We start from the raw sequence: 26321 nt of genomic DNA on the forward strand, positions 1-26321 counted from the left end.
CTCGCGCACCGCCCGTATCGCGCCGGCACGGATTACTTCTGTCGCACCTGTAGACCGATCGACAGTCCTCTGCAACTCTGCAACAAATCACTGCAAAATCTGAATAGGAGTGTGGAGAGGTCATGAGACTCCATCGTTGGAGAGGGCGCGCGGGAGCGGCCCTGGTCGCGGGGACGCTGTTGCCACTCGCCATGTCCGCCCCGTCCGCATCGGCCGGCACCCCGGCCCAACTCGCGGACGGACAGCCCGCGTCGGCGAGTTCCGCACGGGACGGACACGGTGCCGCCGAGGTCACCGACGGCGACTCGGGCACGTACTGGGAAAGCACGGCGAAGGCCACCGACGGCGCCCCGCAGTGGATACGCACCGACCTCGGCGCGACGGTCCGCGTCGGCAAGGTGGTCCTGGCCCTCCCGGGCGGCGACAAGGCGCAGAAGCAGACTCTGAAGCTCCAAGGCAGCACCAACGGCCGGGACTTCACCGATCTCACCGACGCGAAGGCCAGGACCTTCCGCGATACGGGCAAGGGCACCGACGCCGAGCGGACGTACACGGCCGACCTCGGTGGCGCCGCCACGCGTCACGTCCGGGTGCTGATCACCGCGGGGCCGGGCAACAAGACCGCGCGTCTGTCCGGCCTCGAGGTGTACGCCGACCGGCACGGCGACGCCACCGCCCCCACCACTCCCGAGAACCTGAAGCAGTCGGCGTCCGAGTCCGGCACCGCCCTCGACTGGACGGCGGCACAGGACGCGAAGGGCGTCACCGCCTACGACGTCTTCGCGGACGGACGGCTGCGCACCAGTGTCGCCGGTGACGTGACCTCGTACACCGACCCGCAGCGGAGCGACGAGCCGGTCAGCTACACCGTGCGGGCCCGCGACGCCATGGGGAACCAGTCGCCGGACAGCAACTCCGTGACCCGTAAGCCGGCGGGCCCCTTCCGCACGTCCGACGCCGCCTCCACGCCGAGCGCGGCCCGTGCGGACCGTGCACCCGTCGCCGCGAAGGGACCCGGCGCCCCCTCTGCGCCGGGCACGTCCGCGGCGGACGACGCGGTGGCCGAGGAGAAGGAGCGGCAGAAGAAGTCCGGCAAGGCGGCGGCCGGTGAGGGCGCCACCATGCCCTACTCGCAGCTCGAGGCGGAGGACGGCGAACTGGGCGGCGAGGCCGCGGTGGTCGGCCCCAACCGGACCATCGGCGACGTCGCCGGTGAGGCCTCCGGCCGCCGCGCGGTCACGCTCGAAGCCACCGGCGATTCCGTGGAGTTCACCACCGACCGGGCCACCAACACCCTCGTCACCCGCTTCTCCGTCCCCGATGCCGAGGGCGGCGGCGGCATCGACACGACACTGAACGTCTACGTCGACGGCGAACTGCACAAGGCGATCGACCTCACCTCCAAGTACGCCTGGCTGTACGGCGCGGAGGCGAGCCCGGGCAACTCGCCCGGCGAGGGCGACCCGCGGCACATCTACGACGAGGCGCAGCTGACGCTCGACGAGACGGTGCCGGCCGGCAGCACGGTCAAGCTGCAGAAGGATGCCGACAACTCCTCCGAGTACGCCATCGACTTCGTGGGCTTCGAGGAGGCCGAGGAGGTCGCCAACCCGGACCCGGACGCGTACGCGGTCCCCGGCGGATTCACCCACCAGGACGTCCAGGACGCCCTGGACGAGGTGCGGATGGACACCACGGGCAAGCTGGTGGGCGTCTACCTGCCGGCCGGTGACTACGAGACGTCCAGCAAGTTCCAGGTGTACGGCGGGGCCGTCGAGGTGGTCGGCGCCGGCCCCTGGTTCACCCGCTTCCACGCGCCCGACGGGCAGGAGAACACCGACATCGGGTTCCGTGCGGACGCGACCGCGCAGGGCTCGTCGTTCACGGACTTCGCCTACTTCGGCAACTACACCTCGCGCATCGACGGCCCCGGCAAGGTCTTCGATTTCGCCTACGTCTCCGACATCACGATCGACAACATCTGGAACGAGCACATGGTGTGCCTCTACTGGGGCGCGAACACCGACAACATCACCATCAAGAACTCCCGGATCCGCAACATGTTCGCCGACGGCATCAACATGACGAACGGCAGCACCGACAACCTGGTGAGCAACAACGAGGCGCGCGCCACCGGCGACGACAGCTTCGCGCTGTTCTCGGCGATCGACGCCGGCGGCGCGGACATGAAGAACAACGTCTACGAGAACCTGACCTCGATCCTCACCTGGCGCGCGGCGGGCCTGGCCGTCTACGGCGGCTACGACAACACCTTCAGCAACATCCGGATCGCCGACACCCTGGTCTACTCCGGGATCACCGTCAGCTCGCTGGACTTCGGCTACCCGATGAACGGCTTCGGGCCCGGGCCGACCACGCTGGAGGACATCAGCATCGAGCGGGCCGGCGGTCATTTCTGGAACGGCCAGACCTTCCCGGGGATCTGGATGTTCTCCGCGTCGAAGGTGTTCCAGAACATCCGCGTCACAGGCGTCGACATCGTCGACCCGACGTACAGCGGCATCATGTTCCAGACCAACTACGTCGGCGGACAGGCCCAGTTCCCGGTCGCGGACACGGTTCTCACCGACGTGAGCATCACCGGTGCGAAGAAGAGCGGTGACGAGTACGACGACAAGTCCGGCTTCGGACTGTGGGCGAACGAGATGCCGGAGCCGGGCCAGGGCCCTGCGGTCGGCGACGTCACCTTCCGCAATCTGCGGATGAGCGGCAACGCGGAGGACATCCGCAACACGACCGACACGTTCACGATCAACGTGGAGGAGTGAGCGCCCCGCACCGATCGGGCAGCAAGCAGCGCTGAGCGGGCGGGTTCCGTACCTCGGAACCCGCCCGTGGTCATGATGGGCGTATGCCCTCGCACGCTCCCGGCCGATCCCGGCCCACCGCAGGCGGACCCGCCCTCGAGCACCTGCTGGCCCTCGTGCCGCCCGGCGTCCTCGATGTCGTGGCGGCGCCCGCGGGACTCGGCGCACCCGTGGCCGACGTGGTGCTGCACGACCCAGGTGAAGCTCCCGGTCCGGACGCGGCCCATCTGGTGCTGCTCGCCATCGGTATGGACACCGCGTCACCGGACGCGGCGGACGTGGTCCGCGGTGCGGGCCGTGCGGGTGCGGCTGCCGTGGTGGTGCGGCACGGCGGCCCGGATACGGATCCGGGGCTGCTCGCCGCGGCCGGCGAGAGCGGTGTGGTGGTGCTCGGGCGCCGGGCCGGCCAGGGCTGGACGGAGACGCTGGGGCAGCTGCGGACGGCGCTCGCCTACAGCGGTTCGTCGGGGCTCGCGGCGGTGGACGGGCTGCGGCTCGGCGATCTGCCGGGACTGGCGAACACGGTGGCCGATCTGGTCGGCGGCGCGATCACCGTCGAGGACCCGCAGTCACGGGTGCTCGCGTACTCCCGGATGGACCATGAGCCGGACGCGCTGCGGAGGCTGACGATCCTGGGGCAGCAGGTGCCGCGTTGGCGGGTGGCCGAGCTGCGGGAGAGCGGATTTCTGCAGGAGTTGTGGAACAGCGGCGACGTGGTGCGGCTGCCCGCGGACGACCGGTTCGCCGAGCGGCTGGCGATCGCGGTGCGGCTCGGGTCCGAGGTGCTCGGCTCGCTGTGGGCGGCCGGTGACGGGCAGCCGCTCGCCGAGGAGGCGGTGGCGGCGCTGCACACCGCGGCGCGGGCGGCCGTCCCGCATCTCGCGCACCACCAGATGTGGGGACGGGCGGCTGCGCGGGCACGGGAGGCAGCGGTGCGTGCGGTGCTCGAAGGCGGTGCGGATGCGGCGCGGTCCGCGCAGGAGGTGGGTGTCGAACCGGACCGGCCGTACACGGTGCTGGTCGTGGAGGCCTACGACGGCCGGAGTTTCGGCGGCGATCCCGGCACCGGCGCCGGGCGGCCGGGGCTGGTGGGGGCCACCGAGCACCGGGTACTGGATGTGCTCGCGCTGCAGGCGACCGCCTACCGGCCGGGTGCGGTCACCGCTCGTTCCGGCCGTCGCCTGCACGTGCTGGTTCCGGGGGCGGCGGACGACGGTGAGCTCGCGCGCCGGCTGGTCGCGACGGCCGGTTCGGTGCCCCGCAGCGTCGTCTTCGCCGGCGCCGGGCCCGCTGCTCCCGATCTGGCGGGTCTGCCCGCGTCCCGCGAGGAGGCGGAACTGGTCGTACGGGTGCTGCGCGAGCGGGCCGCGGCCCGGCCCGCCGGAGAACCGGAGTCCGCGGCGGCGACCTGTTCCGAGGTGACCGCGCCGACCGCGGCGCTGCGGATGCTCGACCTGCTGGCCCCACTGCGGGACTCGCTGCCCGGTCCGGTACACGCTCTGGTCGAGCACGACCGGGCGCACGGTTCCGGCTACGGGGCGTCGGTGGCCGCCTATCTGGACGCCTTCGGCGACGCGAGCCAGGCCGCGGAGCGGCTCGGCGTACACCCCAACACCCTGCGTTACCGGCTGCGACGGGCCCGCGAGCTGTTCGGCGTCGATCTCTCGGACCCCACGATGCGGCTGCTCGCGGACATCGGGCTACGGCTGGCCGGCCGGCGGGCCGACTGACCGTCCGCCTCGACCCGGGGCTCCTCGTCACCCGCCCTGAAGATCGTTTACGTGTCGGGGTGCACAACAGGGCGGGTCAGGCCTGGTCGGGGGCGGAGAAGACACCGCTCACGTACGCCGCGGAGACTGGAGAGGTGGCCGCGTACCCGCACGAACCACGTGCCCGCAGCCGCGACGGAGAGTGATGCAGGTGTCTTCCGGCCGATCATCCGGACAACGCGCCGAGGCCCGCGAGGCCGCGCTCGCGCAGGCTGTCCGACGGGGCCTCCTCGGACCGCAGCACCCGCTGATCGGCCTGCTCGACGTCGACGGAGTGCTGGATGCGGTCGAAGCGCTGAACTCCGCGTTCGACGGACCGGCGACCGTGCAGCACACCTTCGCCGCGAAGGCGTGCGGGCTGGTCCCGGTGCTGAGCCTGCTGGCCGATGCGGGCATGGGCTGTGAGGTCGCCTCGCCCGGCGAGCTGGAGCAGGCGCTCGCGGCCGGGTTCACGCACGACCGGCTGGTTTTCGACAGCCCCGCCAAGACCGTCGAGGAGCTGGAGTACGCCCTCGCCCACGGTGTCGCGTTCAATATCGACAACTTCCAGGAACTCGCCCGCGTCGACGGCCTCCTGGCCGGCAGGCGGCCCGCAGGTCCCGTCGGAATCCGGGTGAACCCACAGGTCGGCGCGGGCGCGATCGGTGCGATGAGTACCGCGACGGACACCTCCAAGTTCGGTGTCGCGCTCCGTGATCCGGGCGCCGAGGAAGCCGTCGTCGAAGCGTTCGCGAGCCGTCCCTGGCTGAACAGGCTGCACGCACACGTGGGTTCGCAGGGCTGCCCGCTGCCGCTGATCGCCGAGGGCATCCGCGTCGCCTACGACCTGGCCGAGCGGATCAACGCCGAGGCCGGCCGGCAGCAGATCACCGGGCTCGACATCGGCGGCGGGCTGCCGGTCAATTTCGACGACGAGGACGACCGTCCGACGTATGCCGACCATGTGGCCGAACTCCGTTCCGCCGCACCCGGGTTGTTCGACGGCCGCTACACCCTGGTCACCGAATTCGGCCGTTCGCTCCTCGCCAAGAGCGGCACCGTGGCCTCCCTGGTGGAGTACACCAAGTCCGCCGGCGGGCGGCGGATCGCCGTCACCCATGCGGGCGCGCAGGTCGCCACGCGTACGGTCTTCATGCCGGATGCCTGGCCGCTGCGGGTCGGCGTCCTCGACGCGAAGGGCCGTCCGAAGAGCGGCCCCACGGAAGTGACCGACGTCGCGGGACCCTGCTGCTTCGCCGGCGACCTCACCGCGCAGGCCCGCGAGCTGCCGCCCGTCGAGCCCGGCGATGTGGTGGCCCTCTACGACACCGGCGCCTACTACTTCTCCTCCCACTTCTCGTACAACTCCCTGCCACGGCCCGCGATCTACGGGTACCGCACGGACACGGCGGGCCGGGTGCGGTTCGCGCTCGTACGTACGGCGCAGACGATCCGTGAGGTGGTCGAGGAGAGCGGACTCGAACTGGCCGGTGCGCTGGTGCAGTTGCGTTCCGGCACCGCCGCGGGCGCCGCCGGAGGGGCCGCGGCAGACCCTTCCGACGGCTGAGGAGTCAGGCCCTTACGCGGCCTCGGCGACGTCCCCGTCCGTGGAGGCGCCGGAGGCGATGCCGTGGCTCGGCTCCGGGACCGACTCGGGTGAGAGCAGCACCGAGCGCCGGCCGTCGACACCCACCGGCACGTCGCCGTCGATGGTGACCCGGCGCAGGGTGCGCTCGTGGTCGTCGGAGTCGTCGACGCCGTAGTGCTGGGTGGCGCGGTTGTCCCAGATGGCGACGTCGCCCGCGCGCCACTGCCAGCGGACGGTGTTCTCGGGGCGCTCCACGTTCGACTGGAGCAGGTCGATCAGGGCACGCGAGTCGGCGGCTCGGAAACCGGCCAGCTTCTGCACGAAGTTGCCCAGGACCAGGGTGCGTTCACCGGTCTCGGGGTGGACGCGCACCACCGGGTGCTCGGTCTGGAACTTGGTGGACGTGAAGACCTTGCGGTGCTGCTCGAGGGCCGCGGGGCGAGCCTCGGGGCGGGCGGCCGCGTAGTCGTAGTCGTTGGTGTGGACGCCACGCAGGCTGTCGGCGAGGACCCGCAGCGGCTCGGGGAGCGAGGCGTAGACGGCGGCCGTGTTGGACCAGAGGGTGTTGCCGCCGTACGGCGGGATGACCTCGGCGCGGAGGATGGAGAACGCGGGGTAGGCGGGGACGAAGGTGACGTCGGTGTGCCACTGGTTGGCGCGGCCGCCGTGGTCGTTGTCGATGCCGAAGGCGTAACGGCCGTCCACGGAGGGCACGGTGGGGTGCGCGACGGGTGTGCCGAGCAGCCGGCCGAACGCCTCGTGGCTGTCCGCGTCGAGGTGCGACTGGTCGCGGAAGAAGACGACCTTGTGCTCCAGGATCGCGGCACGGACGGCGGCCAGGGTGTCGGCGTCGAGGTCACCGCCGAGACGGACGCCCTCGATGACCGCGCCCACGCGGCCACCGACCTTGTGGACGGTGATGGCTTCGGTGGGTGCGGTCTCGGTGACGGGTGCGGAGGTCATGAGGAGTCCCTTCGGTGGGGCGTTGGGTTGTTTTCTCTCGGAGCGGAAAGAAATACGGGCAGGTGAGAGCGTTCCTGTCGCGGCCGTCAGGATCCGGGCGCGATCGCGGAGGCGGCCCTCGGCAGAAGGTGGCGGTCAGAGCGCGGGTCGGGAGCGGCGATCGGGGGCCCGCCCGGCGAGAGCGCGCAGGCGGTGGGGCGGCGGCGTGGCGTCAGCCCGCGGCGCCCGGACACGCCGCCGAGGAGAGGCGGCCGAGATCGAGGTGGCGCCGCTCGACGAGAGAAGTCGCGGTCATGTCCAGGAGCATGTCCGCGCATCCGGCGACGGGTCAAGGCCGACCGCCCCGGCTTCACGACCCTGCAATGCGCCCGACACCCGAGACGTGGCGCAGGCCACAGGCGGTCGCCAAATCCCGTACGGGCAAGGCATGTTGAATGCCCACTCCGGAAGGGACCACGATGCCGCACCTCGCCCCGCCGACCGCCCCACCCGGCTCTCACCCCGGCTCCAGCTCGGGCGACGGCCGCCGCGGCGCGAACGCCGCCGCCGTGCTCCGGGCCGTGCTCGACCACGGACCGGTGGCCCGCAGCCGCATCGCGCGGCTGTCCGGTCTGAGCCCGGCCGCGGTCTCGAGGCAGTGCACCGACCTGACCCGTATCGGCCTGCTGCGGGAGATGCCGGAGCTCGTCGCGTCCGGTTCCGTCGGCAGACCGCAGATCCCGGTCGATCTGCATCCCGGCGCCGCGGGCGGACCGCTGACGGCCGGGGTGCACATCGGGGTGCCGCAGTCCACGTTCTGCGTGGCGGACCTGCGCGGGCGGCTGCTCGCCCGCGGCCGGTTCCTGCACGACGGCATCCCGGCGGTGGCACTGCCCGGCCAAGTGGCGCGCTCGCTGGCCGAGTTCGTCGCCGAGCACACCGCGGGCCGGCGAGTGCTCGGGGTGGGTGCGGCGCTCGGCGGATGGGTGGATCCGGGCAGCGCCACCGTCGTGCGGCACGACGCGCTCGACTGGCACAGGCTGTCGCTTGGGCCCGAGTTGGAGCGGCACACCGGGCTTCCGGTGCGCATGGACAATCACGCTCGGGCGGTCGCCCAGTCGGAGCTGCTGTTCGGCCGGCCCGAGGCCCGGCGTTCCCTGGTGCATCTGTTCGTGGGGAACGTGGTGGACGCGGCCGTGGCCATCGCCGGTGTGGTGCACCGGGGCCCTCGGTCCGGCGCCGGCGACGTGGCGCATCTGCCGGTGCCGGACAGCACGGTGGCCTGTACGTGCGGGCGCACGGGCTGCCTGGGGGCGACCGCGTCCGACACGGCTCTCGCCCGCGAGGCGGTGGCGCGCGGGATCGTGCCGGAGGAGAACGCCGCACTGATCGTGGACGCCGCCGCGGCCGGTGACCGGCGGGCCGATGAGCTGCTGCGGCGGCGCGCTCGCGCGGTGGGTCGTGCCACGGGGCTGCTGCTCGACGTGCTCAACCCCGAGCAGGTGGTGGTCACCGAGCAGTCGAGCCTGCTCGCGGCGGAGTACCTGGCGGAGATCCGTGCCGCGGCGATCGCCCACTCGCACGTCTGCGACGACCCCGAGCGCATCGTGGTCCCACATGCTGGACCGGCGGCACTTCCCGTGGCGGCCGTCACAGTCCTGCTGAATCCCCTGTTCAGAAGCCCTCTGCAAAGCCTGGGCAAGACGGACGCAACACCCGCTTCACAGTGAGGATGTGTTGCGCCGCGAACGCCGTTGACCGCCCGTGGCGCCCGCTGCCATTCTGCTCCGCGTGACCCAGGACCCGCGCCTCGTAGCCCGCTGGCACGTCGACCTCTGTCGGCAGTCCAGCGCACTGTGTGCCGTCTGCCGCTGACGCCTCGCCGCACGCCGCCGCACCGCCGGCTCGGCATCTGAGCGCACGTCCGGCACCCGACCGTGCCGGTACGCCCTCGTGCCCGTACGGCCGGCCGGCTCCGCATCCCGGTGACACGGCCGGCGTCCCGCAGCCCCACTCTCCGCGCCCGGCGCTGCCCGCTCACCCCATGGCCGGGTAGCAGCGAACGCGCCCGTCGCAGCCTCGGTCCCCTCCCCCTCCGCGCCGGCGATTTCTTCCTTCCGCAGCGAAACGAACGGGTCCTCCCCCATGCTCGTACGCCCCTCTCCACCCTCACCACCGCATGCCCAACTCCCCACCAGACGCACCGCCTTGCGCGCCGCGGGCGCCGGCGCACTGGCCCTCGGGGCCTCCGGCGGCCTGGTGGGCTGCCGCTCCGCGGTGTCGGTGGCCGCCGGCCAGGGCGGTGCCCGGCGCGGCGGCTCCCTGACCGTGGGCATCCCGGTCGACTTCACCCCCGCCCTGCTGTTCACCCAGAGCGACCAGGCCCTGCAGCAGCGGCTCATCTACAACACCCTCATCCGCTACGACGACAAGCTCGAGCCACAGCCCGAACTCGCCCGCTCCTGGAAGTACGCCGACGACGGCCGGAGCATCACACTTAAGCTGCGCGACGACGTGACGTTCCACGACGGGCGCGCGTTCACCGCGGACGACGTGATCTTCGCCGTCGAGAACCTCAGGAAGCCCGAGCGTTCCGCTCAACTGGCCGCCACCGCAAAGGCGGTCACCGGTTTCGAGAAGCGCGGCGACCACGAGATCGTGCTCGAGTTCGCGCACCCGGTGGCCAACCTTTTCGACCTCTTCGAATTCATGATCATCACGGATCGGCACACCCTTCAGGACACCCTGAAAGGCAGGAAGCTGAACGGCACAGGCCCCTTCCGCTTCGACGGCTGGCGTCCGGGCACCGGCATTGGACTCAGCCGCAACGACCGCTACTGGATACCCGAGCGCCCCTATCTCGACTCGGTCGAACTCCGCGTCTACAGCCACCCCGACGCCCTGCTCTCCGCGCTCCGATCCGGTCAGGCCCAGCTCTCCTACGGCGTGTCCGGAAAGCACCTGGCACCGCTCAAGGCCGTGGAGAACTTCACCATCAAGCGCTACGACACGGGCAGCGGCGCCGCGTACGTGGGCGCATCGGTCGGCACGGAGCCGGCGGACAACAAGGAGTTCCGGCAGGCCGTCGCCTGGGCCGTCGACCGCGAGCGAGTCGTCCAACAGGCCCTCGGCGGCTACGGGTTGCCCTCCGCCGCACCCTGGCCGAAGTCCTCGCCCGCCCACACCGAGGCCAACCGCACCCACTACACCCACAACCCCGGCAAGGCCCGGGAACTCCTCAAGGCCTCGGGCGTATCGACGAGCCGCCCGGTCCCACTCGGCCACCCGACCCAGCCGCTGCACACCTCGGTCGCCGAGATCGTCCAGTACGACCTCCAACAGGCCGGTATCCGCACGGAGTTGCGCCCCTACGACTCCGCCACCTTCCAGAAGAGGCTGATCTCCGGCACCATGCCCGCCCTCTGGGTCAACCTGCACGCCTTCGCCCAGGTACACCCCGCGACGCTCGCGGTGAGTGCGTACCCGTTCAACGAGGCCAAGAACACCTCCGGTTACCGCGACAAGGAGTACACCGACGCGGTCCGTGCGGCCTGGCAGCACAAGGACGAGGACGGGCCCGAGGCGCATGCGCGCTACCAGCGGATCTCGGATCTGCTCCTCGAGGAGGCGTTCATCATCGATCTCGCCGTGCAGGACCAGGTGGAGGTCGCCGCGGCCCGGCTGCGCGGTGCCACCATCAACAAGTTCAGTTATCTGAACCTCGACCACGCGTACTTGGCGTGATCATGGGACGCTATCTGCTCACACGCATCCCGTCCGCGCTCGTCGTGCTCGCCGTCGCCTCCCTTGTCATCTTCGGCATCCTGCGGCTCGTCCCGGGCGACGCGGCCGTCACGCTCGCGGGGCCGGACGCCAGCCAGGAGTCGGTCGAGGCGATTCGCCGACAGCTCGGTCTCGACCAGCCGTTGGCCGCCCAGTATCTGCACTGGATCGGCGATCTCCTGCGCGGCGACCTCGGCCCGTCGTACGCCGTCGGCGGTGAGGTCGCCGACCTGATCGGTGACGGCCTCGGCGCGACGCTCGAACTCACCCTCGGCGCCCTGATCCTGACCGTCGCCATCGGCCTCGCGCTCGGGGTGCTCGGTGCCACCTCGCGGCGCCGGTCGGTGCGCGGGGCGGTGCAGGCCGTGACCACCGGGGCGCTCGCCGTGCCGCCGTTCGTCACCGGGGTCGTGCTGGTCCTGGTCCTCGCGGTGGGTTTCGCCGTGCTGCCGTCCGGCGGTCGGGTCGGGCTGTTCGAGGCACCGGATCTGGAGCTGCAGTACCTGCTGCTTCCGGCGTTGTGCGTCTCGCTGCCGAGCGCCGCGGTCGTCGGCCGCTATCTGAAGGACAGCCTGCAGCAGGCCCTTTCGGAGGACTACGTCCGTACGGTGACCGCCGCCGGTGTCTCCCGGCGCCGCCTCCTGTGGCGCCACGCCCTGCCCAACGCACTGCCGCCCGTGGTCACGCTGCTCGGCATGCAGACCGGCCAACTCCTGGGCGGGGCAGTCCTGGTGGAGGCGATCTTCGCCTGGCCGGGGCTCGGTCAGCTCGCCGAGACCGGGCTCACCGCCCGTGACTACCCGGTCGTCCAGGACCTGCTGCTGCTCCTGGTGACCGTCTTCGTCCTCGTCCAGTTGCTCACCGATGTGGTGCACGCCTGGCTCGATCCCCGGATCCGGTGGGAGTGATCACCGTCATGACCAGCACACTCGCCGAACCCGCCGCCAAGCGCGGCGCGACCTCCCGCCATCCGTACCTCGCCGCCCTCACGACCACCAGGGCCCGCATCGGCCTCGCCCTGGTCGGCACGGTCGTCCTCGCCGGCCTGCTGGCGCCGCTGCTCAGCAGCCACGCGCCGACCGCCCAGAGCGGCCGCGCCCTGGTCCCACCCGGCACCGGGGGCCATCTGCTCGGCACCGACGACCTGGGCCGTGATCTGCTGAGCCGCCTGCTGTACGGCATCCGCACCGACCTGGAGGTGATCGCGCTCGCCGTGCCGGTCGGCGCCCTGCTCGGCTGTGCGTTCGCACTCCTCGCGGCGGCGCATCCGGTACTCGACACCGTGGTGCAGCGCGCCTTCGACCTGGTGCTCGCCTTCCCGGGTCTGATCCTCGCGCTGGCCATCACGGCGATACTCGGACCGGGCAGGCTGCCGGTGATCGTGGTGATCGCGCTGGCCGAAATCCCGGTGTTCGGGCGGCAGTTGAGAGCCGGGATCCTGGTCCAGCGGGAGCGTGACTACGCGGTCGCCGCCCGGGTCGGCGGCACCCGCAAGGCGCGCGTACTGATCCGCCACATCCTGCCGAACTGCGCCGACCCGCTCGTCGTACAGCTCGCGGTCTCGCTGACCGTGGCCGTCTTCCTCGAGGGCGCCATGAGCTTCCTCGGCGTCGGCGTCCGCCCGCCCGAACCCACCCTCGGCAGTTCACTCAGCCAGGCACTGCCGTATCTCTCCGGGGCGCCGTACTTCGCGGCCGGCCCGCTGCTCACCGTGACCCTGCTCGTACTCGGCCTCTCCCTGCTGTCCGAGGCCCTCAACCGGGAGACCCGCCGTTGACCTCCACACCTGCCCTCCTCGAAGTACGCGGCCTCGGCGTCGACTTCGCCTCGCCCGACGGCTCCGCGGTGCACGCCGTACGCGGAGTGGACCTCACTCTGCGGCGCGGCGAGACCGTCGCCGTGGTGGGCGAATCGGGCTCCGGCAAATCGACCACCGCGCTCGCCCTGATGCAGATGCTGCCCGGGAGCGGACGGATCGTCTCGGGTTCCGTACGCCTCGACGGCAGGGACCTCACGACCCTCGGCGAGGAGGAACTGCGGGCCGTACGGGGCGCCCGGATCGGCATGATCTTCCAGGACCCGATGACGTCCCTGAACCCGGTCCTGGCCATCGGCCGGCAGTTGGACGAGGTGCTCCGCGCCCACGCCCGCGAACGCGGCGACGTGCGCCGCGACCGTCGCACGCGGCGCCGTCGCGCCGAGGAACTCCTGGACCTGGTCGGCATACCCGACCCGGCGCGCCGCATCGACGACTACCCGCACCAGTTCTCCGGCGGCCAGCGCCAGCGCATCCTCATCGCCATGGCCCTGGCCAACGAACCGGACGTACTCGTCGCCGACGAACCCACCACCGCGCTGGACGCCACGGTCCAGGAACAGATCCTGCAACTCCTCGCGGAGCTCAACGAGAAGACCGGCACGGCGCTCGTCCTCATCACCCACAACCTGGGCGTCGTCGCCCGCTCCTGCGAGCGGGTCCTGGTGATGTACGGCGGGACCGTCGTCGAGGACGGGGCCACGGCGGACGTGCTCGGCCGGCCCGGGCACCCGTACACGGCCGGGCTGCTCGCGGCCGTTCCGCGCCTCTCGTCACCCTCCGGCACGCGGCTCGCGGGCATCCCCGGATCGCCGCCGGACCTGTCGCTGCCGGTAGTGGGCTGCGCCTTCGCGCCGCGCTGCGCGCTCGCCGATGCGCAGTGCGGCGAGCGGGCCCCGGACCTGGCCGCGGACTCCGTGAGCGGCGGCCGCGTGGCCTGCCACCACGGAGATGCGGTGCCCTCCCTGCCCTCCGTCCCGCCGGTGTCCGTGACCGCCCTGCCGCGACAGCCGGCCGACGAGAACTCGCCGGAACGCCCCGTGACGACCCCGCTCATCGAGGCCACCGACCTGCGCAAGGTGTTCGCGCGCCGCGGCCGGGCGGGTCGGCGTGATCCGCTCGTCGCCGTGGACGGTGTCTCACTGCGCCTGGACGCGGGGGAAAGCGTCGGGATCGTGGGCGAGTCCGGATCGGGCAAGTCCACGCTCGCCCGGATCCTCGTCCACGCGCACGCGCCGGACGCGGGCGTTCTGAAGCTGCGCGGCGAGGACATCACGCACCCGTCGCGGTCGGCGCTGCGCACTCTGCGCCGCGAGGTCCAGATGGTCTTCCAGGATCCGTACGCCTCGCTCAACCCCCGTATGACGGCGGGCGAGATCGTCGCCGAGCCGCTGCTCGCGCACGGCGGTCACGAGGACCGTGCGGCACGGGCCCGGCGGGTCGGTGAACTCCTGACCCAGGTCGGCCTCGACCCGTCCGCCGCGGATCGCCGGCCTCGTGCCTTCTCCGGTGGTCAGCGGCAGCGGATCGGTATCGCGCGTGCGCTGGCCCCCGAGCCGTCGGTCCTCGTCTGCGACGAACCGGTGGCCGCGCTCGACGTCTCCGTACAGGCGCAGATCATCAATCTGCTCACGGATCTGCAGGCGGAGCTCGGGCTCGCGCTCGTCTTCATCGCCCATGATCTGGCCGTCGTCCGGCAGGTGAGTCATCGCATCGCGGTGATGCGGGACGGCCGGTTCGTCGAGACGGGCGCCGCCGACGAGGTTTGCGAGTCCCCCCGCGAGGAGTACACACGCGCCCTGCTCGCGGCTGCGCCGGAGCCGGTGGCTGTGCCTACGGCGGCGGCCGCGAGCTGAACCGCTGAACGAACGATCAGGTCGGCACACGTACGGGAACGGCATCGTGCCGGGATCGTGTGAGGCGTGCGGCACCGGCACCTGAGGCGTCCCGGCCTGGCGGCTTCATCCTCGAGGAGCGTCCGTTCCTGCGGAGGACGGGTGGCGCGCGGATCACGCACGAACTGCCGTGCTGTACAGATGACTTGGCGTGACTCCGAAACTTCGGGGTTCCGGTGATGCCGTGGCCAGGGAGCGCCCGTCCGCGCCTCCGATGTGCCCGACGGCTCACGGCTCGCCGTGCCCCCGCGGCCTGGACCGACTTCCTGGAGTAGGCCGCCCGTGCCGGCATGTGGCGCACCGCGGTACCGGGTCCACGTACTCCGGGTACCTATTTATCTGACCCCAACAGCGTTTGCCTGTACGGCTGTTGACGCCGCCCATATGGTGACCAGGGCGGCGGGCGGAACCGACCGGGCCGATCCACCGCCGACAGGCGCACTGCAACGGGCGGCCGCGTGCTGCCCACGGGGGATCAGGAACGCCATTGTCCATAGATGCTGAGCACGCCCAGAACCAAGCAGAAGAGGTCCGTTTCTGCGCCGCACCGCAATGGGTGCACGACGCGGACCTCTCGCAGCTCACGGCCAGAGAGCACGAAGTTCTGTCCGCGCTCGGAAGTTGCCTTTCCAACACCGCGATCGCCCGCCGTCTCTGCGTGGCAGAACGCACCGTGAAGAAGCACATCACCAGCGTTTTCGCGAAACTCGACATCTCCACGCGAGCGGAAGCAGCCGTCATCGCGACATTCAAATCCTGTGCGTCAAGGTGCCCAAGAGGACACTAGTCCGGCTCGTAATTCCCGTGACATCTTCACCGAGTCAACATCAACCACAGGGGAGAGCAACTGTGTCCACCACAACTCTGGTGCGCGAAACCGAGACGACCGAGCCCGTAGAGGCAAAGGCCGTCAGCGCGTACACGAACGCTTCCATCGGCGCCTATGTGGCAGCGACCACGGCGCCGGCGCGTGCCATCGCCACGGTTCGGGCGAAGATCGACCGTGGCCTGGTCCGTTACGACGCCTGGTTCCTGATCTTCACCGCGGTCATCCTCGGCCTGGGTGCGACGATCTTCGCCGGCCTCGTGATCTGGTGCGTCGTGAAGCAGAACAAGAAGTTCACCGGCTCGTGGTCGTTCAAGGACTTCGGCCTCAAGGTCAGCGCCGAATGTAAGTAACTGATCGACCGGTAGGCCCGCTGGGCCCAGGAAGTCTTCCCTGCAATGGAATCCGGACTTCCTGGGCACCAGTCCCGAGTAGGGCCCGACCGACCAGACCGCCTCGGCAAAGGATCCACACGATCGTGTCTCTCCTCAGCGTCCGTGACGTCAGCTATTCCTACGACGGAATCGTCAATGTCCTGCTGGACGTGTCCTTCCGAGTCGAGGAAGGCACCATCATCGGTCTCGTCGGACCCAATGGATCCGGAAAATCGACACTCATCAAGAACATTTTCGACCTGGTGAAACTCCAATCCGGGTCGATCCACATCGGCGGGCACGAACACGCCCTTCCCGAGGCCAAACAGCAGGCAATCTACCTCTCCAGCAACGACTACCTTCCCGAGTTTCTCACCGCCCGCGAATACATCACCATGATGGGCCGACTTTTCGGCGTCACGGTGGATCACGGGAAAGCGCTCGCCCTGTTCAGGGAGTTCTCCATGGAGGGCCGTTACGACGACCTGGTGGAGGACTATTCGCACGGCATGCGCAAAAAGACGCAACTGGTGTCCGCACTCGTCATCCGGCCCCCGCTGACCGTTATCGACGAGACGCTCAACGGCATCGACCTGGAGGCCCTGCACCTCGCCGAGAAGGAGTTCCGGCGGGTCCGCGACGAGGGCGGCTCGATCCTGCTCTGCACCCATGACTTCTCGGTGCTGGAGCGCCTCGCGGACCGCACGGTGTTCCTCGACCTCGGACACGTGGTGTATGACGAGCCGACCCGGGATCTGGTCGCCGAGCACGGATCGGTGGCCGAGATGGTCTTCGACTACCTCGAGACGTCGCAGCGATGACCGGCATCAGGCTGAAGCATTCCGCCGTACTGGCCCGGATGCTCCTCGTCTTCTTCCGCCGCCGGGTCCTGCGGGCAGGCGTGTTCAAGTCGGCCTCGGTACGGGCGTTCGCCGCGATGGGTGCCGCGCTGCTGCTCGCCGCGATGTGCGCGGGCTCGTACTTCTTCCTGCGTCCGCTGACCGGCGAGACGGCCGTCTGGCAGTTGCTGTTCAACACCGCGACGGCGTCCCTGGTGCTCTGGGTACAGATCGCGTTCCTGCTGGTGAAGGTGCTGTTCATCAACGCCGAAGGAATGCTCCAGCTCAGCTACCAGCTGCCCGTCACCAACCGGGAACGCTCGGCGGCCTTCCTGATGTACGAGGCGGCGATGACCGCGGTCGTCGCGGCGGCCGGCCTGGTCTCTCTCGCCGTCAGCGCGCTGATCCTGCTCGGCCCGTCCGCGACCGGCTACATCGTCGCCTCGATCGTGCTGCCGGCGGCCCTCACCTATCTGATCCTCTCCGCGGTGTACCAGGTGCTCACGCGGCTGTGGATCCTGGTGGGGCTGAGCCGGATGGCGGGACTGCTCAACGTCCTCGCCCTGTTCGCGCTCCTGGCGTACTACTCGACGCAGATGACGGCGATCGTGCAGGACATCTCCGGCGCGTATCTGCGCAAGGAGACCGCCTACACCTGGGTGACCTCGGTGTCCTGGGCCTGGAACACGCACGGGCCGCTGCTGACACTGATCGCTGCCCCGGCCGCCTGCGCTCTGCTTCTGGTCCTCGCCTTCGCGCTGGCCCCGAACCAGCACATCCGGCAGTCGCGCTTCCTGAAGCTTCCGGGCAGTGTGCGACTGCGCGGTGTACTCGGCCCGTACGACTGGTGTCTGCTGCGCAGTGCGCAGACGGTGGCCGCGGCGGCGATGGCGCTCGCGCTCTTCGGGTACCTGCTCCTCGCCAAGCCGTCGGTCACTCCGCTGTGGGGGCTGGCCGCGCTGTCCTTCGGCGGCCTCTACCAGTTCACCGCCACCCATCAGCTCCGATTGCTGCCGGGCGCGCAGGAGACCGCCTGGCGGGTCTATGTCCGCCTCATCCGGGCGCAGTTGATCCTGCTCGCCGTGTTCGCCGTACCCACCCTGGCGATCGCGACGGCCCTACGACCAGGTCAACTGGCCGCCGGTGGGGTCGCGCTCGCGGCGTGCGCGGGCGGGGCGGTGATGACGACGTGCATCAGCATCGTGTTCCCGGCGGAGAAGGACAACCCGTTCTCCGTGTTCCTGGGGCTCTCGGTGGTCATGATCACCGCGGGCGTGACCGTGATCGGGCTCGGCCTGCTGCGCCTGCCGCCGTGGGCGGTCGTCGTCAGTCTGACCGCGGCGGCCGGGGCGTTCGTCTGGTACGCGATCCAAGGAATCCACAGCAGTGAAGCGAGGAGAAGGAATGTTCAAGGCACGGTCGGTAGTGAAGTGCGCCGTCGCGGCCGCGGTGCTGACGATGGTGAGTGTGGCGGCGACACTGCTCGTGCTCATGTTCTCGACGGACACTGACGAAGTCGTCGAACGCAAGGCGTTCTTCGGGTCGTTGGTCTTCGAGACGGTGAAGAAGAAGGACGGGGCCATGGGCGTCACGACGGGCGTCGACAACCCCGTCCCGATCGTCCTCCTCTTCGTCGTACTGACCCTCGTCCTCGCCATGATCCACGTCATCTACCAAGGGTTGAAGCAGCGCCGTGAGCAACTCCTCAGCCAGTCCGGCAGCTGACCCGAGAGTCCGGCACGTCGCCTGGGCCGTGGCCACGCAGGTGTGGCCACTGCTCCTGTTCGCAGGGGTGCTGACGGGCGCGGCCGTGGTGTGGATGGTGCGCTCGGGCGACGCGGTGCCGGCCAGGATGGCGTGGATGCTGCTCGCCAAACCGGCCCTGCTGGGTCTGGTGGTCCCGTTCGCACTGCACGAGTCGGCGCACGTGCTGGTACTCCGGCGGATTCCCACGGTCACGCACATCGCGCTCGAACGGACCGGGTGGCGTACGTCGGTGGTGCCGGCCGGGACGATGACGGGCCGGCAGATCGCCGTGGTGGCGCTCGCCGGGCCGTTGGTGTGCGCCGCGGTCGGAGCGGTGCTGTGGTTCACCGCCCTCGACCGCGCGCTCGCCTGGTGGTACGTGGCCCATCTCGCGTTCCTGCTGCCCGTGTTCGGTGACGGGCGCGCACTGTGGTTCGGCTCGCGGCAGAGCGGTGCGAGCGGTGCGAGCGGTGCGAGCGGTGCGAGCGGTGCGAGCGGTGCGAGCGGTGCGAGCGGTGCGAGCGGTGCGAGCGGTGCGTGATCCTGGCCGTCAGCGGTGACCGACCACGTTGATCACCTTGCCGTTGGGGTCGCGGACGAAGAAGCGGCGTACGCCCCACTCCTCGTCCTGCAGCGGGTGCACGATCTCGGCGCCGGTCCCGCCCAGCGCCTCGTAGGCCGCGTCCACGTCCTCGACCTCGATGCTGATGTCGGGCACGACGGGCGCGGTCGCGTCGTGCGTCATGAAGGTGACCTGGGCCGTGGGGTTGGACGGCGAGGCGTAGGTGATGACCCAGCCCAGGTCCATCACCTCCTCGAAGCCGAGACGGTTGTAGAAGTCCTTGCTCTCCTGGACGGCCTCGGTCCGGATGTCGGGCATGACCCGGCGGATCGTCATGACCACCGCTCCTCGTCTCTCACGGCACTTCGGACGTGTCCGATTGTGGCCGATCACGTTTGCTCGGGGTGGGCCGAGGCTCCGCCGCTCGGCGTCAGGGCCGGCCGGGCTCACACGCGCTTCAGAAGCACCTCAAGCGCAGCCGAGGGCCGCAGCAGCACCGGCCCGAGCAGACCGGAATCGACCGTCTCGCCCCGCGTATTGGCCCCTGTGTTGACGACCTTGACCCGCACGGTGTTCCGGCCCGCGCGCAGCGCCTCGGTGACATCGATCTCGTACGGCGCCCACAAGCGTGACCCGGCCTGCTTGCCGTTGATCTCGACGTCGGCCACCTCGCGCACCTTGCCCAGGTCCAGGACCCAACTCCTCTCCTTTGCAAGGGACTTGGCGTCCAGATCGAAGGTCTTCTGGTAGACGGCCGCTCCCGAGTACTCGGGGTCGAGTTCCGTCCATGAGCCCAGCGGCCGGGTGAGCCGCTCGGCGCCGTCCCGGTCGAAGCGGAAGTCCCAGTCGCCGTCGAGCGGTACGGCGCCGAGCGGGTCGGCCGCCTCCGCGCCGCCCTCGAAGCGACGGGTCCCGTCGGTCGCGGCCACGGTGACCGCGCCCGGCTCGCTGACTCGTACGGTGGCCCTGGCGCCTCGTCCGTCCCGGCTTACCTGCTGCACCAAGACGTTGGACGCCACGGCGTGGACGGGCTCGCGAGCTGCGGCCTTCACCACCACGAGGAGAGTCGCCTTCGGCTCGACGCGCAGCTCCACGGCGGTGCCCTCGGCGTGTTCGCCCGGGAAGCGGGCGGCGCGCCACACCCCGGCCGGAGTGACCGTGCCGGTGTCCGGGTCCCAGATCTCGGGAACCCCCGAGGCGGGCACGGTGACGGTGGCCTGTACCGCCTCGCCGCGTTCGTTGGTCACCACGAAGGCGGTGTCCCGGCCGTGTTCCAGGCGCAGGAAGCGCAGGTCGGTGGTGTGCGGGGACACCACGGCCGCGGCCATACCGGCGTCGGCCGCCGTCCTCGCGGCGGCCGGGGCGTCGGGCACCCGGTGGGCCGTGCCTTCGGCGAACAGCCGGCGCAGGGCGTGCCGAAGGCCCGCGTCGTCGCCGCCCGCCTCCTGCTCGGGGAGGTCACCGACCGCGATCACCGTGCCACCGCCGGCGGCGAAGCGGCGCAGGGTCTCGGCCGTGCCGAGGGCGAGCACGGGGGTGCGCGGCAGCACCGCCGCCCGGTAGGCCTGCCGGCCGACCACGAGCCGTGCTCCCTGGGGCCGGGCGTTCACCCTGAGCATGGGGTCCTTGTCCAGCGCACCCTCGTCGAGCAGGTCGAAGTCGATCTGGCGGTCCTCGAGTGCGTGGGCGGCGGCGGTGAAATCCTTGTCGAGTCGGTCGGCCCGGTCGGAGTCCTGAAGGCATTCGGCCGCCCGTTGCGGCTGGATGACCGCCGTGTACGCGCGCGCCGGGGCCCGGCAGGCTTCCATCAGCCGTCCGATCCAGTCGTTGAGCGGTCCCGAGGCGTCCCACCACGGGTTCACCTGCTGGAACGGCGGCGGGTAGACGATCTCCTCCTCGTCGCTGAAACTCGCGTGCAGCAGCGCCTGGTTCACGCCGCGGACCGCGAACGCGCCGATGACCTCGCGGGTCAGCGCCGGGGTGACCGACCATCCGGTGCCGCCCATGGCTTCGAGATAGACCCGGTCCTTGCCGAGCTGGTGGGCGGCGCTGGCCGGCCAGCGGGGCAGCATGCGGTGATAGCCGAGCTGGTAGTGGTCGAAGATCAGGTCGGTTCCCGGGTTCTGCGCCCACTGATGGGTGGTGTTCATGTTGCCGGAGTTGCGCAGTTGTTCCGCCGGGCCGTACTCGTCCCACAGAGGGTTGGAGATGAGCCGGAGCCCCTTCTCGTCCATCCACGCCCCCTGCCGCCGGTAGTACGCGGCGGAGAAGCGGTTGGACACCGCACGCCAGAACACCCCGCGCAGCCGCAGGCCTTCGGCCCCCAGGTCGTCGTGCACGGCGCTCAGGACCGGCCCGATGCGTACACCGAGCCGTTCGAGCTCCCCGTCCAGGGACGCCGACCACGGCACGGCGTTGAGTACGCGGCCCGAGGCGAGGTAGGGCTCGTCGTCGGCGAAGCCGCGCAGCACCTCGCCGACGGCCCAGGGGAAGCGGCGGATGTACTCGCCGGGCACGGTGTCGAGGAACAGGTCGACGGCCTTGTCGTCGAGCAGGTCCAGGTAATGGTGCGCCTCGCCGGGCCCCTGTGCCAGTTCCTGCAGCGGGAAGAGGTCGACCTGCCACTCCCCCGCAGGTGCCTTCCACGCGTCGCCCGCTCGGGCCGCTTCGGTGAGGTCGATCAGGTCGTCGGGGGACGTCGAGCCGCGCGGACGGGCTGCCGCGGCGACCAGTGGGGCGGGGTCCGCGAGCGCAAAGCCGTCGAGGGCCTTCGGGTCGTCGAAGGTCTGGCTGTACAGCTCCTTGCCGTCGGGCTCGTGCACGCTCAAGGTGTCCCAGCTGGAACGCTGGCCGGCGGTGGCCCGTACGCCGACCCGCCCGGCGCCCGGGGAAATGTCCTCGACCGGCGCCAACTCCGCACCGTCCAGCGCCAGATGCATCCGTGTGGCACGCAGCTTCACGGTCAGCGCGTGGTCCGTCGCAGGGTCGAAGCCGTCGACCGGCTTCCCCTCGCGTACGAGGTCGAAGTGTGCGTCCCGTTGCCGCCACACGTCGACGGCGCCGTTCGCGCGTAGTTCGACGAGGAGCCCTTCGGACTCGTCGGGGCTGCGCACCACGAGTCCGGCCGTGATCGCGTCGATCCGCAGGGTGGCGCGTACGTCGTAGTCGCTCCAGCCGGAACCGTCGCGCAGCAGGGTGATGCCGTCGTGCGCGGCCGAGTCGACCACCAGGCGACCACCGTTGACCGCGAGGCGCCGGGCGACGAGTGGCACGGTGGAGCCTCCGGGGACGGAGATTCGTGCGCGTCCGACTCCCTTCACGCCGTGTTCGGGCCGCGGCGGGAGTTCGCGGTCGCCCACCCGGCCGCCGCCGACGACGAGGCCCGCCGCCCGGCCGCTGGGGAAGTAGTCGTCGTTGAACAACCACAGGTGCATACCGTGGCGTTGAGCCTCACGGAGAGTGAATCCGATGACCGAGAACCACTCCTCGCTGAAGAACGCCGGCCGCAACTCCTCGGTCTGGAAAGGGAAGACGAGTACCTCCCGTACGCCCTTGTCCCGCATGTCGGCGAGTTGGGTCCGCACGAGCTCGTCGGTGACCGTGCCGTTCCAGAACCACAGGACGGTGGGCCGGCTGTCCGCGCGAGGCTCGGCGAACCGGCCGGCCGGCGAACCCCTGTCGGCGACCGGCACGGCGACGGCCCGCCCTGCCGCGGCCGGCAGGGCGCCGGCGGTGAGAGCCGCGGCGCCCAAGAGCGTGAGCAGCGTGCGCCGGGACGGGGCGGGACCTTGACCGGTGGTGACGATCTGCACAGGCGGGATGTCGTTCAACGTTGCTCCTCGACGGTGAGGGGGCCGGGGCGGGAGGCGCCCTGCGGGCACACACGGGCAGGCGTCGTCCGGGGCCTTCGGGCAGACACGAGAGGGCGGACACGGAGAGCCGGCACGCAGAGCGGCAGCGGGTCACCCACTCGGCTTTGAAACGTTTTACGGGACCATAGGGGCGGAGCGCGACGCCGTCAACGGGAAGGCCGCAGCCCGGGCGATCGGCGTCGGAGGCGGGCTCGTCGCGTCCGGACCGGGCGCCCAATCACCTTCAGGGCTCGCCTATTTGACGACACGTCAAACTCTTGCCGCGCGCCTCGCGACCGACTCGCGAAAGCAGACCACGCCGCGCGCACGAGCAGCTCCGACGACCCGACGGGCGACGGCAAGAGGGCCACGCGTCCCGCCTCCCGGCGGCGGCCGACCGCCGCGTTAGGGTGAGCAGCCGTACGGTGGGCGAGCACCTGGGGCTGACGGAATTGACGAAGACCGGCGACGGAACGGCCGACGGGCAACGCCCCGCACGTATCCAGGACGTCGCCGCGGCGGCAGGTGTCTCGGTGGCGACGGTGTCGAACGTGCTCAACCGTCCCGGACGCGTCACCGCGGAGACATCGGCGCGCGTCCTCACGGCGGTCCGCGAGCTGGACTACGTGGCCCACCCCGGCGCGTCCGGACTGCGCAGCGGCCGGACGCGCTCCCTCGGCCTGGTGGTACCCGACATCGTGAACTCCTTCTACGCCCGTATCGCGGGCGGCGCGGCCGACGCGGCGTACGAACGCGGCTACGCGCTGACGCTGTGCCACAGCGGGGACGATCCGCAGCGCGAGCGGGCCTACTTCGACCTGCTCGCCGACCAGCGGACCACCGGGGTGGTCGTGGTGCCGATGGCCGCCGACCCCGACCGACTCGCCCGGTTGCGCCGACGCGGCATCCCCCTGGTCACCACCGACCGTACGGGCCCGGTCTCGGACGGGTGCTCGGTGGCCGTCGACGACGTGCACGGCGGCCGGGTGGCCGTCGGACAACTCCTGGCCGACCGCACCCAGCAGACGGCCCCTTCGGGCGAGCGGGCCGACCCGGACACCCCGGACGACTCGGCGGCCCCGGTCCGCGAACCATCGGTCGTGGTGGTCAACGGCAGCCGGGACATCCAGCAGTGCGCCGACCGCTACCGCGGCGCCGAAGAAGCCGTCGCAAGCCGACTCGGAGCGCATCTGAGGGAGTTGGTCGTCCCGACGATGACGGTGGCATCCGGAGAGGCAGCGGGACGGGAACTCGCCGCGTCCCCGGCGCTGCCCACCGCGGCGTTCTGCACCAACGACTACCTGGCCGTCGGCCTGATCCGCGGCCTGCAGGCGCACGGCGTACGAGTCCCCGAGGATGTGCGCGTGGCCGGATACGGAGACCTCGAGGTCGCGACTCTGTCGGACCTGCCGCTGACCACGATCCGCCAGCCCGTCGAGGAGTTGGGGCGCACAGCCGTCGATCTGCTCCTGGACGAGGTGGAGGCGGCGCCGGGCGGCCACGCGCACACCTCCCGGGTCTTCTCCCCCACCCTCGTGGTCCGCGATTCGGCCCCCTGAGGCCGCGACACGTAAGCGCCGGCGAACGGCAGTCGACGCACACGGCAGCCGACGCAGTCGCAGTCGCAGTCGCAGTCGCAGTCGCAGTCGCAGTCGCAGTCGACTGAAACGTATCAACCAGTCGTGGATTTCAGCCTCATGGGACCCGAGCCGACCAGCAGTCCCGAGCCGCAACAGCCCACCGATCTGCAACTCACCCCTTGTTTTCCGGCGGTCCACATGGCAGCGTCGCCGATCGCGGATTTGAAACGCTTCATTCGACGCGCCGGAACGCCCGGGCGTGACGTGCCCGCAGCGGCGTAGCGCTACGGCGGCCCCGACGGCCGGGGGGGCCGCTCACCGACGGGGACGCGCGCTCGCCGCCGCGTCACCGCCGCAACCGGACCACCGGACGCCGACCACCGGACGCCGACCACCGATCGCCGACCACCGAGGGCCCCGGACCGACCGACCGGGCAAGCCCCTGATCCACCCACGGCTGGGCAGCCGGCCGGCCCTTCCCACCCGTTCACTGCTGAGAGGGCAGCCACGATGCGATTCGGGAGCAAGGAAACCAAAGGCTGGAAGGCGACCATCTCCGTCGCCATGTCCAACTACATCGAGGCGGGTTCGATCATCGCGATCGCCACCAGCCTCACCCTGTGGCAGGACCGTTTCGGCATCGACGACTTCGCCGTCGGCCTGCTCGCCGCGATCAGCTCCAACGCCTTCGGCGCGGCCGTCGGCGCCGCGATAGGCGGCCCGCTGTGCGACCGCTACGGCCGGAAGTTCATCTACACCTACGACCTCATGCTGTACATGTTCGGCGTTCTCCTCGCCGCCTTCGCGGTGAGCTACGGCATGCTCCTCGTCGCCTTCCTGATCACCGGCGTCGCGGTGGGCGCGGGCGTGCCCGCATCATGGACCTACATCGCCGAGGAAGCCCCGCCCGACCAGCGCGCCAAGCACGTCGGAACGGCCCAACTGGCCTGGTCCATGGGCCCGGTGATCGGATTTCTGCTCGCGGTGCTCCTCACCGGACCGCTCGGGCTGACAGGGAGCCGGATCATCTTCCTGCACTTGTTCGTGGTCGCCTTCGTCGTCTGGTACATCCGCCAGGGTCTGAGCGAATCGGCACGGTGGAAGGCCAGCCGGGCGAACTCGGGAACGGGCCGCAAACGCGGCCTTCGGGAGCTCTTCTCCCGCCGCCCCAACGTCAAGGCCCTGCTGTTCCTCTTCGGCATCTACGGCTTCTGGGGCGTCGTCGCGGGACAGATGGGGATCTTCATGCCCCGGGTGTACGAGTCCGCGGGCGTCGAAAGCGCCGCGGGCCAGAACCTGCTGCAGGTGCTGATGTGGTCCGTCACCGTACTGGCCACCTATTTCGGCTTCATGCAGCTGGGCGACCGCGTCAGCCGGCGGCTGCTGTACGTCGTGGGAGCCGTGCCCGGCATCGTCGCCTGGGTACTGCTGGTGTTCGTGGACGCTTCGCTGCCGGTGCTCCTCCTGTTCGCGGTGTGCTGGGGAGTTTCGGCGGGGCTCGGCTCACAGGCGTTCTACGCGGTGTGGACCAGCGAGCTGTTCGCCACGCCGTACCGCGCCGGTGCCCAAGGCGTGCTGTTCTTCGCCGCGCGGGTGTCCATCGGCCTGCTCAGCTACTACTTCCCGACCATGCTCGACGACCAGGGTGTGTCCGCCGTCGGTCTGGTCATGATCGGCCTGCTCGTGCTCTCCCTGGCCATCGGCGCGGTGTGGGCACCGCGCACCCAGGGGCGGACGCTGGAGGAGATCGAGATCGAGCGCTACGGCGCCGTGCTCTCCGCGCACGCGGCGGAGGACCTCCCCCGGGAACCCCGGACCGCGGACGTCGGCCCGCCGCGCACCCGCTGAGACCGAGCCGTCGGCCGGGCGGCAAGTGCGGGCGTCCCGCGCCTCTTGACGCCCGGTCACGGCCGCCCTACGGTTCCCCGACATCGGCGTAAAAC

18 protein-coding genes are annotated in these 26321 nt (G+C 70.7%); 15 read left to right on the forward strand and 3 right to left on the reverse strand.

Annotated features, from left to right (window positions below; all coding sequences use genetic code 11):
- The first annotated feature begins 122 nt into the window (after positions 1-122).
- From DSC45_RS12950 to DSC45_RS12960, 3 genes are all read left to right on the forward strand, one after another.
- The gene (locus DSC45_RS12950) at positions 123-2789 is read left to right on the forward strand and encodes a discoidin domain-containing protein (protein ID WP_119290316.1); all 2667 of its coding nucleotides are present in this window, start codon (positions 123-125) and stop codon (positions 2787-2789) included.
- A gap of 83 nt (positions 2790-2872) precedes the next feature.
- A complete protein-coding gene (locus DSC45_RS12955) occupies positions 2873-4558 on the forward strand; it encodes a PucR family transcriptional regulator (protein ID WP_119290318.1) in 1686 nt (561 codons plus the stop codon).
- A 184-nt stretch (positions 4559-4742) separates the two neighbouring features.
- A complete protein-coding gene (locus DSC45_RS12960; protein WP_162929208.1) occupies positions 4743-6143 on the forward strand; it encodes a type III PLP-dependent enzyme domain-containing protein in 1401 nt (466 codons plus the stop codon).
- 12 nt (positions 6144-6155) lie between these two features.
- On the opposite strand, the gene DSC45_RS12965 is transcribed toward DSC45_RS12960, so the two are convergent.
- Positions 6156-7127 (reverse strand): TauD/TfdA dioxygenase family protein, encoded by a 972-nt coding sequence (locus DSC45_RS12965; protein WP_119290320.1) that lies wholly within the window; start codon positions 7125-7127, stop codon positions 6156-6158.
- A gap of 458 nt (positions 7128-7585) precedes the next feature.
- Between DSC45_RS12965 and DSC45_RS12970 the strand changes: the two genes are divergently transcribed.
- From DSC45_RS12970 to DSC45_RS36095, 10 genes are all read left to right on the forward strand, one after another.
- Complete coding sequence (locus DSC45_RS12970; RefSeq protein ID WP_119290322.1) at positions 7586-8836, forward strand: ROK family transcriptional regulator; 1251 nt, start codon at positions 7586-7588, stop codon at positions 8834-8836.
- Positions 8837-9251: 415 nt separating this feature from the next.
- Positions 9252-10850, forward strand: a complete 1599-nt coding sequence (locus DSC45_RS12975) for an ABC transporter substrate-binding protein (protein WP_119290324.1) — start codon at positions 9252-9254, stop codon at positions 10848-10850.
- 2 nt (positions 10851-10852) lie between these two features.
- Positions 10853-11797 (forward strand): ABC transporter permease, encoded by a 945-nt coding sequence (locus DSC45_RS12980; protein ID WP_119290325.1) that lies wholly within the window; start codon positions 10853-10855, stop codon positions 11795-11797.
- An 8-nt stretch (positions 11798-11805) separates the two neighbouring features.
- A complete protein-coding gene (locus DSC45_RS12985; RefSeq protein WP_119290581.1) occupies positions 11806-12666 on the forward strand; it encodes an ABC transporter permease in 861 nt (286 codons plus the stop codon).
- On the forward strand, positions 12663-14561 hold the full coding sequence (locus DSC45_RS12990; RefSeq protein ID WP_119290327.1) for a dipeptide ABC transporter ATP-binding protein: 1899 nt from the start codon (positions 12663-12665) through the stop codon (positions 14559-14561). Before DSC45_RS12985 ends, DSC45_RS12990 begins: the two co-directional genes overlap by 4 nt.
- Before the next feature lie 888 nt (positions 14562-15449).
- On the forward strand, positions 15450-15779 hold the full coding sequence (locus DSC45_RS36090; protein WP_205571318.1) for a hypothetical protein: 330 nt from the start codon (positions 15450-15452) through the stop codon (positions 15777-15779).
- 125 nt (positions 15780-15904) lie between these two features.
- Positions 15905-16621 (forward strand): ABC transporter ATP-binding protein, encoded by a 717-nt coding sequence (locus DSC45_RS13005; protein WP_162929210.1) that lies wholly within the window; start codon positions 15905-15907, stop codon positions 16619-16621.
- Positions 16618-18150: a hypothetical protein gene (locus DSC45_RS13010; RefSeq protein ID WP_119290332.1), complete on the forward strand. Its 1533-nt coding sequence runs from the start codon at positions 16618-16620 to the stop codon at positions 18148-18150. Before DSC45_RS13005 ends, DSC45_RS13010 begins: the two co-directional genes overlap by 4 nt.
- A complete protein-coding gene (locus tag DSC45_RS13015) occupies positions 18107-18364 on the forward strand; it encodes a hypothetical protein (protein WP_119290334.1) in 258 nt (85 codons plus the stop codon). Before DSC45_RS13010 ends, DSC45_RS13015 begins: the two co-directional genes overlap by 44 nt.
- Before the next feature lie 28 nt (positions 18365-18392).
- The gene (locus DSC45_RS36095; protein ID WP_205571319.1) at positions 18393-18926 is read left to right on the forward strand and encodes a hypothetical protein; all 534 of its coding nucleotides are present in this window, start codon (positions 18393-18395) and stop codon (positions 18924-18926) included.
- 9 nt (positions 18927-18935) lie between these two features.
- Here DSC45_RS36095 and DSC45_RS13025 read toward each other — a convergent pair whose 3' ends face one another.
- On the reverse strand, positions 18936-19283 hold the full coding sequence (locus tag DSC45_RS13025; RefSeq protein ID WP_119290336.1) for a VOC family protein: 348 nt from the start codon (positions 19281-19283) through the stop codon (positions 18936-18938).
- A 110-nt stretch (positions 19284-19393) separates the two neighbouring features.
- Positions 19394-22777, reverse strand: a complete 3384-nt coding sequence (locus tag DSC45_RS13030; RefSeq protein WP_205571320.1) for a glycosylhydrolase-like jelly roll fold domain-containing protein — start codon at positions 22775-22777, stop codon at positions 19394-19396.
- Positions 22778-23223: 446 nt separating this feature from the next.
- Between DSC45_RS13030 and DSC45_RS13035 the strand changes: the two genes are divergently transcribed.
- Complete coding sequence (locus DSC45_RS13035; protein ID WP_346426658.1) at positions 23224-24357, forward strand: LacI family DNA-binding transcriptional regulator; 1134 nt, start codon at positions 23224-23226, stop codon at positions 24355-24357.
- A 531-nt stretch (positions 24358-24888) separates the two neighbouring features.
- On the forward strand, positions 24889-26226 hold the full coding sequence (locus DSC45_RS13045; RefSeq protein ID WP_119290338.1) for an MFS transporter: 1338 nt from the start codon (positions 24889-24891) through the stop codon (positions 26224-26226).
- Positions 26227-26321: the final 95 nt, after the last annotated feature.

The sequence above is a fragment of the Streptomyces sp. YIM 130001 genome (assembly GCF_003574445.1).
Classification (GTDB): Bacteria; Actinomycetota; Actinomycetes; order Streptomycetales; family Streptomycetaceae; genus Streptomyces.